Below are 15,911 nucleotides of genomic sequence, written 5' to 3'. Positions count from 1 at the left end.
CGGCCAGGCCGCCCGCCCCCGGCGCAACCCGCCGGCGGCCCGTCACAATAACCAACAGGCTGAAAACCCATGAACGATACGCCGTCGAGGCTACCGCTCAATCGCATCACGCTCGTCCTCCTGCTCGTCGCGTTCGCGATCGTCTGGTTCGCGCCGCTCGGGCTGCGCCACCTGATCCCGAGCGACGAAGGCCGCTATGCGGAAATGGCGCGCGAGATGTTCGTCACCGGCGACTGGATCACGCCGCGCTACAACGGCTACAAGTACTTCGAGAAGCCGCCGCTGCAAACCTGGCTGAACGCGCTGACGTTCGCATGGTTCGGCATCGGCGAATGGCAGGCGCGCCTGTATACCGCCGTCGCGAGCTTCGCCGGCGTACTGCTCGTCGGCTACACCGGCGCGCGCCTGTTCAACCCGCTGTCGGGCTTGCTCGCGGCCGTCGTGCTGGCCAGCGCGCCTTACTGGAACCTGATGGGTCACTTCAACGCGCTCGACATGGGGCTCGCGTTCTGGATGGCGCTGTCGCTGTGCTCGCTGCTGCTCGCGCAGCGGCCCGGGCTGCGCCCGGCCGCGGTGCGCGGCTGGATGTGGGCGTGCTGGGCCGCGATGGCGTTCGCGGTACTGTCCAAGGGCCTCGTCGGGCTGATCCTGCCGGGCGCCGTGCTCGTGCTGTATACGGTGATCGCGCGCGACTGGGCGCTGTGGAAGCGCCTGTATCTGGTCAGCGGCCTCGTGATCTTCTTCGCGATCGTCACGCCGTGGTTCGTGCTCGTCCAGCAGCGCAACCCCGAATTCTTCAACTTCTTCTTCGTCGTCCAGCAGTTCCGCCGGTACCTGACCCCGGAACAGAACCGCCCGGGCCCGCTGTACTACTTCGTGCCGGTGCTGCTGGTCGGCTTCCTGCCGTGGCTGTCGGTCGCGTGGCAGAGCATCCGCCATGCGTTGCGCATGCCGCGCCAGCCGAACGGCTTCTCGCCGATGCTCGTGCTGCTGATCTGGAGCGCGTTCATCTTCCTGTTCTTCAGCGCGTCGCATTCGAAGCTGATCTCGTACGTGCTGCCGGTCGCGCCGGCGCTCGCGCTGATCATCGGCGCGTACCTGCCGCTAATGACGGCCGAGCGCTTCCGCCGCCACCTGCTCGGCTATCTCGTGTTCTTCGTCGCCGCGGCGTTCGGGATCATCTTCCTCGCGTACCAGGGCGACGCCCGCACGCCGAACGCGCTGTACCGCGCGTTCCAGATGTGGCTGTACGCCGGTCTCGCGGTCTCGGCCGCGCTGACGCTCGCGGCCGCGTGGCTGAACCGCCGCGCGGGCGTGGCCGCCGCGCTCGCCGCGTTCGGCGCCGCATGGCTCGCGTTCGGCACGATCGGCGGCACCGGGCACGACGAGTTCGGCCGCTACAGCTCGGGCGCGCTGCTCGCACCGGCCGTGCGCGCCGAACTGGCGAAGCTGCCGCCCGACACGCCGTTCTACTCGATCGAAATGCTCGATCACACGTTCCCGTTCTACATGGGCCACACGACGATCATGGTCCAGCGCCAGGACGAGCTCGCGTTCGGGATCTCGGTCGAGCCGAACAAGTGGATCCCGACCGTCGGCGAATGGGTCACGCGCTGGAAGCAGGACACCCATGCGCTCGCGATCATGCCGCCCGGCCAGTACGACGCGCTCGCCAAGGAAGGCGTGCCGATGCGCGTGGTCGCGCGCGACAACCGCCGCGTGATCGTCGAGAAACCGCAATCGTAAGGACGTCCTTCGCATGAATCCCGTTTCGTTCGTCTGCATCATCACCGGCGTGATGCTCAACGCCTGTGCGCAACTTCTGCTGAAAGCCGGCGTCAACGCCGTTGGACACTTCGAATTCAGCCGTGCGAACATCATCCCGGTCGGGTTCAAGATCGCGACCCAGTTGCCGATCATCGGCGGGCTCGGCTGCTACGTGCTGAGCGTCGTCGTGTGGATCGTCGGGCTGTCGCGGGTCGACGTGTCGATCGCGTACCCGATGCTGTCGCTCGGCTACGTCGTCAACGCGTTCGCGGCGTGGTACCTGTTCGGCGAGGTGCTGTCGATCCAGAAGTTCGTCGGCATCGGCATCATCCTGATCGGCGTGCTCGTGCTCGCGCGCAGTTGAGCGCAGCCCGCGGCCCCGGCGTTCGTTAAGCGTCCGCCTACAAAAAATCACGGTGCGAATCGGCCAACCGGTGTTTAATGCCGGTTTCGGACGGATCGCCCGACCCTTTTATTACACGCCATTACAGGCCCAACGCGTTCATGAGCCAGACTACCGCTCCGTTTCTGCCGTTCACCCGCCCCGAGATCGATGAGGAAACCATCCAGGGCGTCGTCGACGTGCTCCGCTCGGGCTGGATCACGACCGGCCCGCAGTGCCAGAAATTCGAAGCCGCGCTGTCCGAGTACTGCGGCGGCCGTCCGGTCCGCGCATTCAATTCGGGCACCTGCACGCTCGAGATCGGCCTGCGCATCGCGGGCGTCGGCCCCGGTGACGAGGTGATCACGACGCCGGCGTCGTGGGTCTCGACCAGCAACGTGATCATCGAGACCGGCGCGACGCCCGTGTTCGCGGACATCGATCCCGTCACGCGCAACATCGACCTCGACAAGCTCGAGCAGGCGATCACGCCGCGCACGAAGGCGATCATCCCCGTGTTCCTGTCCGGCCTGCCGGTCGACCTGGACCGCCTGTACGCGATCGCCCGCGCGCACAAACTGCGCGTGATCGAGGATGCCGCGCAGGCGTTCGGCTCGACGTGGCACGGCAAGCGCATCGGCGCGATCGGCGACATCGTGTCGTTCAGCTTCCACGCGAACAAGAACCTGACGACGATCGAAGGCGGCGCGCTCGTGCTGAACAACCAGGACGAAGCCGTGCTCGCGCAGAAGTACCGGCTGCAGGGCATCACGCGCACCGGCTTCGACGGGATGGACTGCGACGTGCTCGGCGGCAAGTACAACCTGACCGACGTCGCCGCGCGCGTCGGCCTCGGCCAGCTGCCGCACATCGAGCGCTTCACCGCGCAGCGCCGCGCGCTCGCCCGCGCGTATTTCGCCGCGTTCGACGGCGGCGCGGCCGTGAAGCTGGGCCTCGGCCTGCCGGTCGCCGAATTCGAGAACGGCAACTGGCACATGTTCCTGGTCACGCTGCCGCTCGAGCGGCTGACGATCACGCGCGCCGAATTCATGGCGCAGATGAAGGAACGCGGGATCGGCACCGGCATCCACTACCCGGCGATCCATCTTTTCACGCTGTACCGTGCGCGCGGTTTCAAGGAGGGCATGTTCCCCCACGCCGAACGGTACGGCGCGTCGACCGTCACGCTGCCGCTGTTTACGCAGATGACGGAAGGCGACGTGCGTCGCGTGGCCGACGCCGTCAATCAGATTTGCGAACAATACGGAAAATAAGCGTACATGAGTCACCTTGAAGCACGCGCCGGGCATTCGGGCGCCGCGCATCTGGACACCGACCGGCCCGAAGTATCGGTCATCATCCCCGTATACAACGAGGAAGACGGCCTCGCCGCGCTGTTCGCGCGCCTGTATCCGGCGCTCGACGCACTCGACGCGTCGTACGAAGTGATCCTGATCAACGACGGCAGCCGCGACCGCTCGGCCGCGATGCTCGCCGATCAGTTCCACGTCCGGCCCGACACGACGCGCGTCGTGCTGCTCAACGGCAACTACGGCCAGCACATGGCGATCCTCGCGGGCTTCGCGCAGTCGCGCGGCGAGATCGTCATCACGCTCGACGCCGACCTGCAGAACCCGCCCGAGGAAATCGGCAAGCTGATCGCGAAGATGCGCGAGGGCTACGACTACGTCGGCTCGATCCGCAAGCAGCGCCAGGACAGCCTGTGGCGGCGCAAGGCGTCGCAGATGATGAACCGGCTGCGCGAGCGCATCACGCGCATCAAGATGACCGACCAGGGCTGCATGCTGCGCGCGTACAGCCGCCGCATCATCGACACGATCAACGTGTGCGGCGAAGTCAACACGTTCATCCCCGCGCTCGCGTACACGTTCGCGCAGAACCCGACCGAGATCGAAGTCGCGCACGAGGAACGCTTCGCGGGCGAATCGAAGTATTCGCTGTACAGCCTGATCCGGCTGAACTTCGACCTCGTGACGGGCTTCTCGGTCGTGCCGCTGCAGTGGCTGTCGTTCATCGGCGTGATCCTGTCGCTCGGCTCCGCCGCGCTGTTCGTGCTGCTGCTCGTGCGCCGCTTCATCGTCGGCGCGGAAGTGCAAGGCGTGTTCACGCTGTTCGCGATCACGTTCTTCCTGCTCGGCGTGATCATCTTCGCGCTCGGCCTGCTCGGCGAATACGTCGGCCGCATCTACCAGCAGGTGCGCGCGCGTCCCCGCTACCTGATCCAGGCCGTGCTCGAGCAGCACGACGGCATGCCGCCGGTGCCGGCCGCCGCGAACCGCCCGGGAGCCGCGCAATGAAGCCGCGCGCGGTCGTCTTCGCGTATCACAACGTCGGCGTGCGGTGCCTGCAGGTGCTGCTCGCGCGCGGCGTCGACGTCGCGCTGGTCGTCACGCACGAGGACAATCCGAACGAGAACATCTGGTTCGGCAGCGTCGCGTCCGTCGCGGCCGAGCACGGCATTCCGGTGCTCACGCCGGCCGACCCCGCCGATCCGGCGCTGCGCCGCGCGGTGTCCGACGCGCGGCCCGATTTCATCTTCTCGTTCTACTACCGGCACATGCTGCCGGTGGACCTGCTCGCGATCGCGCCGCGCGGCGCGTACAACATGCATGGTTCGCTGCTGCCGAAATACCGGGGTCGGGTACCGACCAACTGGGCCGTGCTGAACGGCGAGACCGAGACCGGCGCGACGCTGCACGAGATGGCCGCGAAGCCCGACGCGGGCGCGATCATCGGCCAGACGGCGGTGCCGATCCTGCCGGACGACACGGCCGCGCAGGTGTTCGACAAGGTCACGGTGGCCGCCGAGCAGACGCTGTGGCGCGTGCTGCCCGCGCTGCTCGCGGGCGAGGCGCCGCACCTGCCGAACGATCTCGCGACCGGCAGCTACTACGGCGGGCGCAAGCCCGAGGACGGCCGCGTCGACTGGTCGAAGCCGGCCGCGCAGGTCTACAACCTGGTGCGCGCGGTCGCGCCCCCGTATCCGGGCGCGTTCACGGACGTCGACGGCGCGCGCTTCGTGATCGCGCGTGCGCGCCTTGCAGCGCCCGGCAGCGCGGCAGCGGCCGCCGCGGCGGATTTGCCGCCCGGCCTGCACGTAAGCGATAATGCGCTATTCGGCGTCTGCGGCGACAGCCGCGCCCTATCCATTCTCGAGCTCTGGCAGCAGCGCGACGGCAGCGAAACCGTCGTGACGCCCGCGGAATTCGCGCAGTTCATTCATTCTTCCCGTCATTCATGAAAGCAAAAAAAGTCCTGATCCTGGGTGTGAACGGCTTCATCGGCCATCACCTGTCGAAGCGCATTCTTGAAACCACCGATTGGGAAGTGTTCGGCATGGACATGCAGACCGACCGGCTGGGCGACCTCGTCAACCACGAGCGGATGCATTTCTTCGAAGGCGACATCACAATCAACAAGGAGTGGGTCGAGTATCACGTGAAGAAGTGCGACGTGATCCTGCCGCTCGTCGCGATCGCGACGCCGGCGACCTACGTCCAGCAGCCGCTGCGCGTGTTCGAGCTCGACTTCGAGGCGAACCTGCCGATCGTGCGCTCGGCCGTCAAGTACGGCAAGCACCTCGTGTTCCCGTCGACCTCCGAGGTCTACGGCATGTGCTCGGACGAGCAGTTCGACCCGGACGCGTCGGCGCTCACCTACGGCCCGATCAACAAGCCGCGCTGGATCTACGCGTGCTCGAAGCAGCTGATGGACCGCGTGATCTGGGGCTACGGGATGGAAGGCCTGAACTTCACGCTGTTCCGTCCGTTCAACTGGATCGGCCCGGGCCTCGACTCGATCTACACGCCGAAGGAAGGCAGCTCGCGCGTGGTCACGCAGTTCCTCGGCCACATCGTGCGCGGCGAGAACATCAGCCTCGTCGACGGCGGCTCGCAGAAGCGCGCGTTCACCGATATCGGCGACGGCATCAGCGCGCTGATGAAGATCATCGACAACCAGGGCGGCGTCGCGTCGGGCAAGATCTACAACATCGGGAATCCGAAGAACAACTTCTCGGTTCGCGAGCTCGCGCACAAGATGCTCGAACTGGCCGCGGAATTCCCCGAGTACGCGGATTCGGCCAAGCAGGTGAAGCTCGTCGAAACGACGTCCGGCGCCTACTACGGCAACGGCTACCAGGACGTACAGAACCGCGTGCCGAAGATCGACAATACGATGCAGGAACTCGGCTGGGCGCCGCAGGCGACGTTCGACGACGCGCTGCGCAACATCTTCGAAGCGTATCGCGGCCACGTCGCCGACGCGCGCGCGCTCGTCGAACAGCAAGGCTGACCGGGACGTTCGCTTGGCTCGCATTGTCCTCAAGATCGACGTCGACACGCTGCGCGGCACGCGCGAAGGCGTGCCGAACCTTGCGCGCATCTTCGACCGCTTCAACGCGCGCGCGACCTTCCTCTTCAGCCTCGGGCCGGATCACACCGGCTGGGCGCTGCGGCGCGTGTTTCGCCCGGGCTTCCTGAAGAAGGTGTCGCGCACGTCGGTGGTCGAACACTACGGCGTGAAGCAGCTGATGTACGGCGTGCTGCTGCCCGGCCCCGACATCGGCCGTCGCGCGATCGCCGACATGCGCGCGATTCACGAGGCCGGCTTCGAATGCGGGATCCACACGTGGGATCACGTGGTCTGGCAGGACAACGTGCGTGCACGCGATCGCGACTGGACCGCCCGTGAAATGCAGAAGAGTCACGCGCGCTTCGTCGAGATCTTCGGCGCACCGCCCGTCACGCACGGCGCGGCCGGCTGGCAGATGAACGACGCCGCGTTCGAGCAGATCGACGCATGGGGAATGCGCTACGCATCCGACGGTCGCGGCCATTCGCCGTACCTGCCCGTCGTCGGCGGCCGCACGCTGTCGCACGTGCAGATGCCGACCACGCTGCCGACGCTCGACGAAGTGCTCGGCGTCGACGGCATCGACACGCACAACGTCGCCGCGCACATCCTCAAGTTCACCGAAACCAATCCGCACGACCAGGTATTCACGCTGCATGCGGAGTTGGAAGGCCAGAAGCTCGCGCCGGTGTTCGAGCAACTGCTCGCCGGCTGGCGCGCGCAAGGCCATACGTTCGCGACGATGGGCGACTACCACGCGACGCTGGACCGCGACTCGCTGCCATCGTACCCTGTCGCGTGGGGCGAAATCCCCGGCCGCTCCGGCGAACTGGTCGTCCAGCCCGACTGAATTCGCGCGAGCCGGCGTCGCCGCCCCGCCCTTGCGGCGCGCTGCCGCGACGCCCCGCCGAACCGCGCCGCCGCAGCGGCGCCATTCCATAACAACAGGAGAAGCACGTGTCCGTCGAAGTTGACCGTCAAGTTCCCGATTTCACCGCACCGGCCACGGGCGGCGACATTTCGCTGTCCGGCCTGAAGGGCAAGAAGCTCGTGCTGTACTTCTATCCGAAGGACAACACGCCGGGCTGCACGACCGAAGGGCTGCAGTTCCGCGATCTCTATCCGAAGTTCAAGAAAGCCGGTGCGGAAGTCATCGGCGTGTCGCGCGACAGTCTCCGCTCGCACGACAATTTCAAGGCCAAGCTCGAACTGCCGTTCCCGCTGATCTCCGATGCCGACGAAGCGCTGTGCGCGTTGTTCGATGTCATCAAGATGAAGAAAATGTATGGCAAGGAAGTGCGCGGAATCGAGCGCTCGACGTTCCTGATCGACGCCGACGGCGTGCTCCGACAGGCATGGCGCGGCATCAAGGTACCGGGTCACGTGGACGACGTGCTAAAGGCTGTACAAGCGCTTTGAGGCGCGTTATATTGGGCCGCAATGAATGCCAGTTCGCCCCATATTTCTCGTAGCTGCGCCGGTGCCTGTTGCAATGCTTCACGGCACCTGACGCGCATCACGACGGCATCAGCCGAGCCGCATGTCCCTGTCGACGGGGCAGCGGCTTTTTTTATGGAACGCGCGCCGGCCCGCCCCGGTCCGGCCTTTACCGCATCGAGGAGCTGATCGACACTTAGGCGAACCGGCTAGACGAAATTCCTGTGCGCCACCGCGCGCAAACTGCATGCGTCTACGTCACGCAGGATGCGATCAGCGGCGCACGCCATGCGACACGATTCCTCCCGAGGGACACCATGCCTTTGCCTACTCCCCCCAGCAAGCTCGGCAGCCTGCTGCCGCCCGACGAATACAAGGCGAAAGCGCGGCCCGCGAAAGCCGCGAAGAAATCCGCCGAAGGGGACGCATCCACAGCCGGTGACTATGGTCCGGCCAGCGTGGCCCAACCGATGATCGAAGCCGCGAACACGGCCGCGCCGCTGCGCGCCGTCGCGTCTTCGGCGCCCGAGGCCGCAAGCGCCCCCGCGCGCGGCCGCAAGACGAGGCAGACGGCCGCGCTGCTGCAGCCGCTGCAGACGCCCGCCGAACCGGCGGCACCGGTCGTCGCACGCAACGACAAGCCGGCCGCCGACAAACCGGCCGCCGCGCCCGCGCGCGATGCCGGCGCCGCGACGAAGTCGCGCAGCCGCAAGCCCGCCGAAGCCGAACTGCAGAAGCTGTTCGTGCTCGACACCAACGTGCTGATGCACGACCCGAGCAGCCTCTTCCGCTTCGAGGAACACGACGTCTATCTGCCGATGATGACGCTCGAGGAACTCGACAACCACAAGAAGGGGATGTCCGAAGTCGCGCGTAACGCCCGCCAGGTCAGCCGTACGCTCGACGCGCTCGTCGCCGACGGCGGCCCGATCTCGGCCGGCATTCCGCTGTCGCGCCTCGGCAGCCGCGACGCGCTCGGCCGCCTGTACTTCCAGACGAAGCTCGCCGACATCGCGCCCATCGAAGGCCTGCCCGAAGGCAAGGCCGACAACCAGATCCTCGGCGTCGTGCGCGCGCTGCAGCGCGACCGGCCCGATCGCCAGGTCGTGCTGGTGTCGAAAGACATCAACATGCGGATCAAGGCGCACGCACTCGGCCTGCCCGCGGAAGACTACTTCAACGACCAGGTGCTCGAGGATTCGGATCTCCTGTACAACGGCGTGCGCGAGCTGCCGCAGGACTTCTGGACCAAGCATGCGAAAGGCATGGAGAGCTGGCAGGACACGAAGACGGGCACCACGTACTACCGCGTGACGGGCCCGCTCGTCGCGTCGATGCTCGTCAACGAGTTCGTCTATCTCGAGCCGCAGAACGGCGAGCCGACGTTTCATGCGATCGTCCGCGAGCTGAACGGCAAGACGGCGCTGCTGCAGACGCTGCGCGACTACAGCCACCACAAGAACAACGTGTGGGGCATCACCGCGCGCAATCGCGAGCAGAATTTCGCGCTGAACCTGCTGATGAACCCCGAGATCGATTTCGTCACGCTGCTCGGCCAGGCCGGCACCGGCAAGACGCTCGTCGCGCTCGCGGCCGGCCTCGCGCAGGTGCTCGACGACAAGCGCTACAACGAAATCATCGTGACGCGCGCGACCGTGCCCGTCGGCGAGGACATCGGTTTCCTGCCCGGCACCGAGGAAGAGAAGATGCAGCCGTGGATGGGCGCATTCGACGACAACCTCGAGGTGCTGCAGAAGACCGACGACGCGGCCGGCGAATGGGGCCGTGCGGCGACGCAGGAGCTGATCCGCTCGCGCCTGAAGGTGAAGAGCATGAACTTCATGCGCGGCCGCACGTTCGTCGACAAGTACCTGATCATCGACGAGGCGCAGAACCTGACGCCGAAGCAGATGAAGACGCTCGTCACGCGCGCGGGCCCCGGCACGAAGATCGTGTGCCTCGGCAACATCGCGCAGATCGACACGCCCTACCTGACCGAAGGCAGCTCGGGCCTGACCTACGTCGTCGACCGCTTCAAGGGCTGGGGCCACAGCGGCCACGTGACCCTCGCGCGCGGCGAACGCTCGCGGCTCGCCGACTACGCGTCGGACATTTTGTAACGCGCAGGCCGGCCTCTCGGCCGGGCTTTCGACGCCCACGCGGCGCTCCGTTTTTTGGGGCGCCGTTTTTATTTGGGGTCGAAGAGAAAAGTAACGCTTTGTCACGCAACAATGCAGTTTACGCGCGAAACTTCAAGTAAATTCTCAAGAATGGTTGCTTAAGCCCCGTCGGAGCGTCTACCATCGGGTCTGTCTGTTGTCATACGATTCGCGAGCGCGTCGCGCTCGCCCGCCTTGCCATGCTTCGAATCTGGGTTCCCGTCGCCGTCGTCTCCCTGCTTGCGGCCTGCTCCAGCGTGCCGCCGCAGTCGGCATCGCGTTCCGCGTCGGGCATGAAGATCGCGACGCCGCGTGCGTTCCCGGCGCCCGCCAATTTCCCGAAATTCGTCGACCACAGCGTCGGTCAGGAAGAAATCTCGATCCAGGCGATGAGCCTCGTCGGCGTCCCGTATCGCTGGGGCGGCAACACGCCGACGAGCGGCTTCGACTGCAGCGGGCTCGTGCGCTACGTGATCGGCCGCGCGGCCGACGTGAACCTGCCGCGCACGACCGCCGACATGAGCGGTCGCGGCGTGTCGATCGAGCCCGACGAGATCGCGCCGGGCGACCTGATTTTCTTCAACACGACCGGACGGCCGCATTCGCACGTCGGCATCTATGTCGGCAAGCTGCGCTTCGTCAATGCGCCGTCGACGGGCGGCACCGTGCGGCTCGACTATCTGACGAACCCGTACTGGGCCAAGCGATTCGACGGCATTCGCCGCGTCGCGCCGCCGCGCTCGGCCCCGACGCCGTTCGATGCGCCGACCTACGAGGCCAAGCGCGACGAGCCGCGCAATCCGCCGGCTGTCGCGGTCGCGCCGGTGGTCGTGACGGCTGCCGCCGCGTCGCGGCAGCCCGCGACTGCGTCGTCGCAAGCGAGAGCGGCGCAGGTGCCGGCTCCCGCTCCGACCGTTCCGAGCACGCCGGTCGTGACGGCTGCCGCAGTTGCACCGGCAGCCCAGGCCGCCGACCCGTACGAGCCGCCGCCACCGCGGATGCAGGTGGCCCGGCAGCAGGCCACGTCGGTAAATGACGATGCGGCCGCGACGACGGCCAACGCCGCACCGGCCGCGCCGGCGGAAGTCGGCACGCAGATTCCGACGACCGCGCTGACGGCCGCCCAGGCCGCCGCGTTCGATGCCGAACCGCCGCCCGCCGCCGCGTCGGCGCCCCCACGCAATATCGAGCCCGCGCCCGTGCAGGTATGGCGTGCGTCGACGCAATCCGCGCCCGTCAGTCCGCGCACGAGTACGGCTGACGATCCGATCGCGCGATTCGCGAACGGCAGTTACTGACCGCTCGTTCTTGCCGATCGGCGGTGACGTCGAAGGTATTGTCGGCCGCCCCACCCGCGCCGCAGCACGCTTTGGCCACCCCAAAAGAAATGCGCCGCAGCCTTTCGGCTTGCGGCGCATTTTTCATGTCGATCCGGGCGTGTCGGCGATCAGAAGATCTGATGCCCGAGCCACCACCCGCCGGCCGCAAACAGCGCGGCTGCCGGCAGCGTCAGCACCCACGCCCACACGATGTTGCCGGCGACGCCCCAGCGCACGGCCGACAACTTCTGCGTGGCGCCGACACCGACGATCGCGCCGGTAATCGTGTGCGTGGTCGACACCGGAATGCCGAGGAACGACGCGACGAACAGCGTGATCGCGCCACCGCTTTCCGCGCAGAAGCCGCCGACCGGCTTGAGCTTCGTGATCTTCTGGCCCATCGTGCGCACGATGCGCCAGCCGCCGAACAGCGTGCCGAGGCCCATCGACAGGTAGCACGCGCCGATCACCCACGCCGGCGGCGCATCGGCGGTCGCCGACGCGTAGCCGCTCGCGATCAGCAGCATCCAGATGATACCGATCGTCTTCTGCGCGTCGTTACCGCCGTGGCCCAGGCTGTACAGGCCGGCCGACAGCAGCTGCAGCCGGCGGAAGCGCCGGTCGACCTTGCTGGGCGCGGTACGGAAATACAGCCACGACACGCCGAGCATGAACAGCGAACCGAGGATGAACCCGAGCAGCGGCGAAATGAAGATGAACGCGATCGTCTTCAGCAGACCGTCGACGTTCAGCGCACCCCAGCCGGACTTCGCGAGCGCCGCGCCGACGAGGCCGCCGATCAGCGCGTGCGACGAACTCGACGGAATCCCGTAATACCAGGTAATCACGTTCCAGCCGATCGCACCGACCAGCGCGCCGAACACGACGTAATGGTCGACGATCTCGGGATCGATCGTGCCTTTACCGACGGTCTGCGCGACTTTCAGGTGGAAGATGAAATACGCGATCACGTTGAACGCGGCCGCGAACACCACGGCCTGCTGGGGCTTCAGCACGCCGGTCGACACGACGGTGGCGATCGAGTTCGCCGCGTCGTGAAAGCCGTTCATGAAGTCGAATACGAGCGCGACGAGCACCAGCGTCGCGACCATCCATAGGGCGAGTTGTATCGAATGCATCGTGGTCCGCTCAGGCGTTTTCCAGCACGATGCCTTCGATGATGTTCGCGACGTCCTCGCACTTGTCGGTGATCTCTTCGAGCAGCTCGTAGATCGCCTTCAGCTTGATGAGCGTCTTCACGTCGTCTTCCTCGCGGAACAGCTTCGACATCGCCGCGCGCAGCACGCGGTCGGCCTCCGACTCCCAGCGGTCGATTTCCTCGCATTGCTTGAGGATCTGTGCCGACTGCTTCATGTCGGACAGCAAGCCGACGGCCTGCTGCACGTGTTGCGCCGACTGCGTGACGATGTGCGCGAGCTGGCTCGCCTCGGACGTGACGGACTGCACGTCGTACAGCGACACGGCCGTCGCGACGTCCTCCATCAGGTCGAGGATGTCGTCCATCGTCGTGATCAGCTTGTGGATCTCGTCGCGATCGAGCGGCGTGATGAAGGTCTTGTGCAGCAGATCGATCGCCTCGTGCGTGAGCTTGTCGGCGGCCTTCTCGGCGATTTGCACGTTTTGCTTGTGAATCTCGGCGTCGGCGAGATTGTCGATCAGCAGTTCGAGTTCGCGGCCACCGGAAACGATGTGCTTCGCGTGCGCGTTGAAGAGTTCAAAGAACTTGCCCTCGGTGGGCATGAATCGACCGAACATGGGATTCCTGAGAGATTGTCAAACTACTGTCACGAAAACGGGCGACATTGTACCGGTTTCGGTCCCGACGCGACGTGCGCATATGCGCACGCCGGGATTGGATACAACAATTGGCGAAATAGGTGTTTACAACCGGCTTTACTCGCCGTAGAAGGTCTGCGCCCCGGCAAAATTGTCGAACTTCGTGTATTGCCCCAGGAACGTGAGCCGAACAGGGCCGATCGGGCCGTTACGCTGCTTGCCGATGATGATTTCGGCCGTCCCCTTGTCGGGGCTGTCCGGATTGTAGACCTCATCGCGATAAATGAACAGGATCACGTCCGCGTCCTGTTCGATTGCGCCCGATTCGCGCAAATCCGACATCACCGGACGCTTGTTCGGGCGCTGTTCGAGGCCGCGGTTCAGCTGCGACAGCGCGATCACCGGCACGTCGAGCTCCTTCGCGAGACTCTTCAGCGAACGCGAGATTTCCGAAATTTCGGTCGCGCGGTTCTCGCCCTGCGACGAACCCGACATCAGCTGCAGGTAGTCGACGATAATCAGGCCGAGCTTGCCGCACTGACGTGCGAGGCGCCGCGCGCGCGAGCGCAGCTCCATCGGGTTCAAGCCGCCCGTCTCGTCGATGAAGAGCTGCGCCTCGCTCATCTTCTGCACCGCGTGCGTCAGCTTCGGCCAGTCCTCGTCCGTCAGGCGGCCGGTACGCATCCGGTGCTGGTCGAGCCGGCCGATCGAGCCGAGCATACGCATCACGAGCTGGGTCCCCGGCATTTCCATCGAGAACACCGCGACCGGCAACCCGTACTCGACCGCGACGTATTCGCCGATGTTCATCGAGAAGGCCGTGTTGTGCGTGACAACATAATCGTCGGTCACGTACAGCCGAGACGGATGCGAAATCGAGATGCACTGCGTGGCGGTCCGGCGCGACGGCTCGATACCCATAATTACCGGCAGCTTGCGGCGCGTCCGCCCGGCCATTAGCCGCTCGCGCTTGCCCTCGAACAGGAACAGGCTTTGCGGATCCGGGTGACTGATCGTGCAAATATAAGCCGTCGCACCGGCCTTGCGTTCGCCGTCGACCGTGAAGCTCGTCGCCTTTTCGGCAACCTGGCACCACGCGCCGAGCGAACGCGCCAGTTCGCGCACGTCGCTCGCCAACTGCGCACTGGCGGTCGAATAGCGCACCGTACCGCACGATTCGACCCAGCCGTCCGTGTCGAGCAACCCGCGCAACACATCCAGCCGCGCGTCCTTGTCCGCATCGAGGTAGAGACGCGGGATGAACTTGTCGTAACTCGTCCTCCCCCACACACCGAGTTGCTCGAGCGCAGCCTTGAGCGGGTTGGCGGACGGCCGGGCCACGGTGGCCGTCGACGGCCGGCGCTTGATGCGCCAGTCGTACTGGCCCGCGTATTCAAGTTCGAGCGACGCGTCGACACGCTCGCGCATCCGGTTCAACGTCTCCTCGGCCTTCACGCTGAAACGCACGGCGGTCCCGCCGAGCGCACCGTCGCCCAGCAGCGCGCCGAGTACCCATGGGTCAACCGGCAGCGCCTCGCGATGACCAAACTCGCCGCTCGGCATGTCGATCCACAACCGGTTCCGGTAGCGTTCGCGCGTCAGCAACGTGCGAATCTCCGCGGTCGACAGCACACGGGGCTTTTCCCACTCGCGGAAATGGACGCACCACAGGTGCTCGTCGCAGCATTCGGCCGAACGCCCATCCGAAAAGCGGACCCGATACACCTGGCGTTCGCCCTGCGGGTAGATGCCGGTCACGATCGATGGAGCCCCGTCGACCGAAGCAAGTGCATCACCGACCGCCAGCTCGCCCATCGGCTTCCAGCCCGTCAACGTCCTGACGCGCGCATCGAGCGGCTGCGCCTTACCCATCGACGGGCGCCCCGCCACGATGATCAGCTCGCCGCCATGCATCCCCGACGTCATCCGGTCGAGGTCGACGAAGCCGGTCGGCGTGCCGGTGACGTCGCTCGGGTTCGCGGTGTGGTACAGCGTGTCGATGCGCTCGACCACCTGCGTGAGCAGCGGGCCGATCTCGAGGAAGCCCTGGTTGCCGCGCGCGCCCTCTTCGGCGATCGAGAACACCTTCGATTCGGCCTCGTCGAGCAGCTGGCGGACTTCCTTGCCCTGCGGATTGAATGCGTCGGCCGAGATCTCGTCGGCGACCGACACGAGCCGGCGCAGCACCGCGCGGTCGCGCACGATTTCCGCATAGCGGCGGATGTTCGCCGCGCTCGGCGTGTTCTGCGCGAGGGCGTTCAGGTACGCGAGCCCGCCGACGTCGTCGGCCTTGCCGGACGTGGTCAGCGCTTCGTACACGGTCACGACGTCGGCCGGGCGCGTCGACGCGATCAGGCGGCCGATGTGCTCGTAGATGATCCGGTGGTCGTAGCGGTAGAAGTCGCCCTGCGACAGGAAGTCGGCAATCCGGTCCCATGCCGCGTTGTCGAGCAACAGGCCGCCGAGCACCGACTGCTCGGCTTCCACCGAATGCGGCGGGACTTTCAGCGATTCGATTTGGGGATCTTGCGGCGCGTTCATGGATTGGGATTATCGCGAATAGATGGCGGCAGCGCTACCACCGCTTGCCGGCGAGCAGGCAATAAAAAAGGCAGGCCCCGGTTACCCGGGCGCCTGCCCTTGTCCGGACGGCGGAAGCCGCCCGGCAAGCTTGCG

General features: G+C 66.0%; 13 protein-coding genes and 1 pseudogene. 10 read left to right on the top strand and 4 right to left on the bottom strand.

Annotation, left to right across the window (positions count from 1 at the left end; genetic code table 11):
* Positions 1-69: 69 nt before the first annotated feature.
* The 8 genes from J8I35_RS21630 (at position 70) to J8I35_RS21595 (ending at position 7,942) form a co-directional block, all read left to right on the top strand.
* The gene (locus J8I35_RS21630; protein ID WP_209926862.1) at positions 70-1,746 is read left to right on the top strand and encodes a glycosyltransferase family 39 protein; all 1,677 of its coding nucleotides are present in this window, start codon (positions 70-72) and stop codon (positions 1,744-1,746) included.
* Positions 1,747-1,759: 13 nt separating this feature from the next.
* Positions 1,760-2,131, top strand: a complete 372-nt coding sequence (locus J8I35_RS21625) for an EamA family transporter (protein ID WP_050013231.1) — start codon at positions 1,760-1,762, stop codon at positions 2,129-2,131.
* A 140-nt stretch (positions 2,132-2,271) separates the two neighbouring features.
* Positions 2,272-3,423 (top strand): DegT/DnrJ/EryC1/StrS aminotransferase family protein, encoded by a 1,152-nt coding sequence (locus J8I35_RS21620; RefSeq protein ID WP_124714674.1) that lies wholly within the window; start codon positions 2,272-2,274, stop codon positions 3,421-3,423.
* A 6-nt stretch (positions 3,424-3,429) separates the two neighbouring features.
* A complete protein-coding gene (locus tag J8I35_RS21615; protein ID WP_209926861.1) occupies positions 3,430-4,467 on the top strand; it encodes a glycosyltransferase in 1,038 nt (345 codons plus the stop codon).
* Complete coding sequence (locus tag J8I35_RS21610; protein WP_124554579.1) at positions 4,464-5,411, top strand: formyltransferase; 948 nt, start codon at positions 4,464-4,466, stop codon at positions 5,409-5,411. Before J8I35_RS21615 ends, J8I35_RS21610 begins: the two co-directional genes overlap by 4 nt.
* Complete coding sequence (locus tag J8I35_RS21605) at positions 5,408-6,463, top strand: bifunctional UDP-4-keto-pentose/UDP-xylose synthase (RefSeq protein WP_175975471.1); 1,056 nt, start codon at positions 5,408-5,410, stop codon at positions 6,461-6,463. Before J8I35_RS21610 ends, J8I35_RS21605 begins: the two co-directional genes overlap by 4 nt.
* Before the next feature lie 13 nt (positions 6,464-6,476).
* Positions 6,477-7,373: a polysaccharide deacetylase family protein gene (locus J8I35_RS21600; RefSeq protein ID WP_050013236.1), complete on the top strand. Its 897-nt coding sequence runs from the start codon at positions 6,477-6,479 to the stop codon at positions 7,371-7,373.
* Between the two features lie 107 nt (positions 7,374-7,480).
* Positions 7,481-7,942 carry a peroxiredoxin gene (locus J8I35_RS21595; RefSeq protein ID WP_050013237.1) on the top strand — a complete coding sequence of 154 codons (462 nt, stop codon included), beginning with the start codon at positions 7,481-7,483 and terminating at the stop codon, positions 7,940-7,942.
* A gap of 213 nt (positions 7,943-8,155) precedes the next feature.
* Here J8I35_RS21595 and J8I35_RS34640 read toward each other — a convergent pair.
* A pseudogene (locus J8I35_RS34640) lies at positions 8,156-8,382 on the bottom strand (hypothetical protein); the annotation flags it as partial.
* On the opposite strand from J8I35_RS34640, the gene J8I35_RS21590 reads away from it, so the two are divergent.
* Both J8I35_RS21590 and J8I35_RS21585 read left to right on the top strand, forming a co-directional pair.
* Positions 8,278-10,080 (top strand): PhoH family protein, encoded by a 1,803-nt coding sequence (locus J8I35_RS21590; RefSeq protein WP_050013238.1) that lies wholly within the window; start codon positions 8,278-8,280, stop codon positions 10,078-10,080. The pseudogene J8I35_RS34640 and the gene J8I35_RS21590 overlap by 105 nt on opposite strands.
* Positions 10,081-10,319: 239 nt before the next feature.
* Positions 10,320-11,417, top strand: a complete 1,098-nt coding sequence (locus J8I35_RS21585) for a C40 family peptidase (RefSeq protein WP_209926860.1) — start codon at positions 10,320-10,322, stop codon at positions 11,415-11,417.
* Positions 11,418-11,566: 149 nt separating this feature from the next.
* Here J8I35_RS21585 and J8I35_RS21580 read toward each other — a convergent pair whose 3' ends face one another.
* The 3 genes from J8I35_RS21580 to dnaB form a co-directional block, all read right to left on the bottom strand.
* Entirely contained in the window at positions 11,567-12,577 is a 1,011-nt protein-coding gene (locus J8I35_RS21580; protein ID WP_050013240.1) for an inorganic phosphate transporter, read from the bottom strand.
* A 10-nt stretch (positions 12,578-12,587) separates the two neighbouring features.
* Positions 12,588-13,214, bottom strand: a complete 627-nt coding sequence (locus J8I35_RS21575; protein ID WP_006478627.1) for a DUF47 domain-containing protein — start codon at positions 13,212-13,214, stop codon at positions 12,588-12,590.
* Positions 13,215-13,352: 138 nt separating this feature from the next.
* Positions 13,353-15,776 (bottom strand): replicative DNA helicase, encoded by a 2,424-nt coding sequence (gene dnaB / locus J8I35_RS21570; RefSeq protein ID WP_209926859.1) that lies wholly within the window; start codon positions 15,774-15,776, stop codon positions 13,353-13,355.
* Positions 15,777-15,911 lie beyond the last annotated feature (135 nt).

This window comes from Burkholderia sp. CpTa8-5 (genome assembly GCF_017815045.1).
In the GTDB taxonomy this organism is placed as follows: domain Bacteria; phylum Pseudomonadota; class Gammaproteobacteria; order Burkholderiales; family Burkholderiaceae; genus Burkholderia; species Burkholderia sola.
The sequence above is the reverse complement of the archived record's forward strand: the minus strand, read 5'-3'. Positions and strand labels throughout refer to the sequence as shown.

Bases quoted from the DNA above. Each gene is read 5' to 3' on its own strand.
- J8I35_RS21630 (WP_209926862.1), top strand. From the start codon at position 70: ATGAACGATACGCCGTCGAGGCTACCGCTCAATCGCATCACGCTCGTC.
- J8I35_RS21625 (WP_050013231.1), top strand. From the start codon at position 1,760: ATGAATCCCGTTTCGTTCGTCTGCATCATCACCGGCGTGATGCTCAAC.
- J8I35_RS21620 (WP_124714674.1), top strand. From the start codon at position 2,272: ATGAGCCAGACTACCGCTCCGTTTCTGCCGTTCACCCGCCCCGAGATC.
- J8I35_RS21615 (WP_209926861.1), top strand. From the start codon at position 3,430: ATGAGTCACCTTGAAGCACGCGCCGGGCATTCGGGCGCCGCGCATCTG.
- J8I35_RS21610 (WP_124554579.1), top strand. From the start codon at position 4,464: ATGAAGCCGCGCGCGGTCGTCTTCGCGTATCACAACGTCGGCGTGCGG.
- J8I35_RS21605 (WP_175975471.1), top strand. From the start codon at position 5,408: ATGAAAGCAAAAAAAGTCCTGATCCTGGGTGTGAACGGCTTCATCGGC.
- J8I35_RS21590 (WP_050013238.1), top strand. From the start codon at position 8,278: ATGCCTTTGCCTACTCCCCCCAGCAAGCTCGGCAGCCTGCTGCCGCCC.
- J8I35_RS21585 (WP_209926860.1), top strand. From the start codon at position 10,320: ATGCTTCGAATCTGGGTTCCCGTCGCCGTCGTCTCCCTGCTTGCGGCC.
- J8I35_RS21580 (WP_050013240.1), bottom strand. From the start codon at position 12,577: ATGCATTCGATACAACTCGCCCTATGGATGGTCGCGACGCTGGTGCTC.
- J8I35_RS21575 (WP_006478627.1), bottom strand. From the start codon at position 13,214: ATGTTCGGTCGATTCATGCCCACCGAGGGCAAGTTCTTTGAACTCTTC.
- dnaB (WP_209926859.1), bottom strand. From the start codon at position 15,776: ATGAACGCGCCGCAAGATCCCCAAATCGAATCGCTGAAAGTCCCGCCG.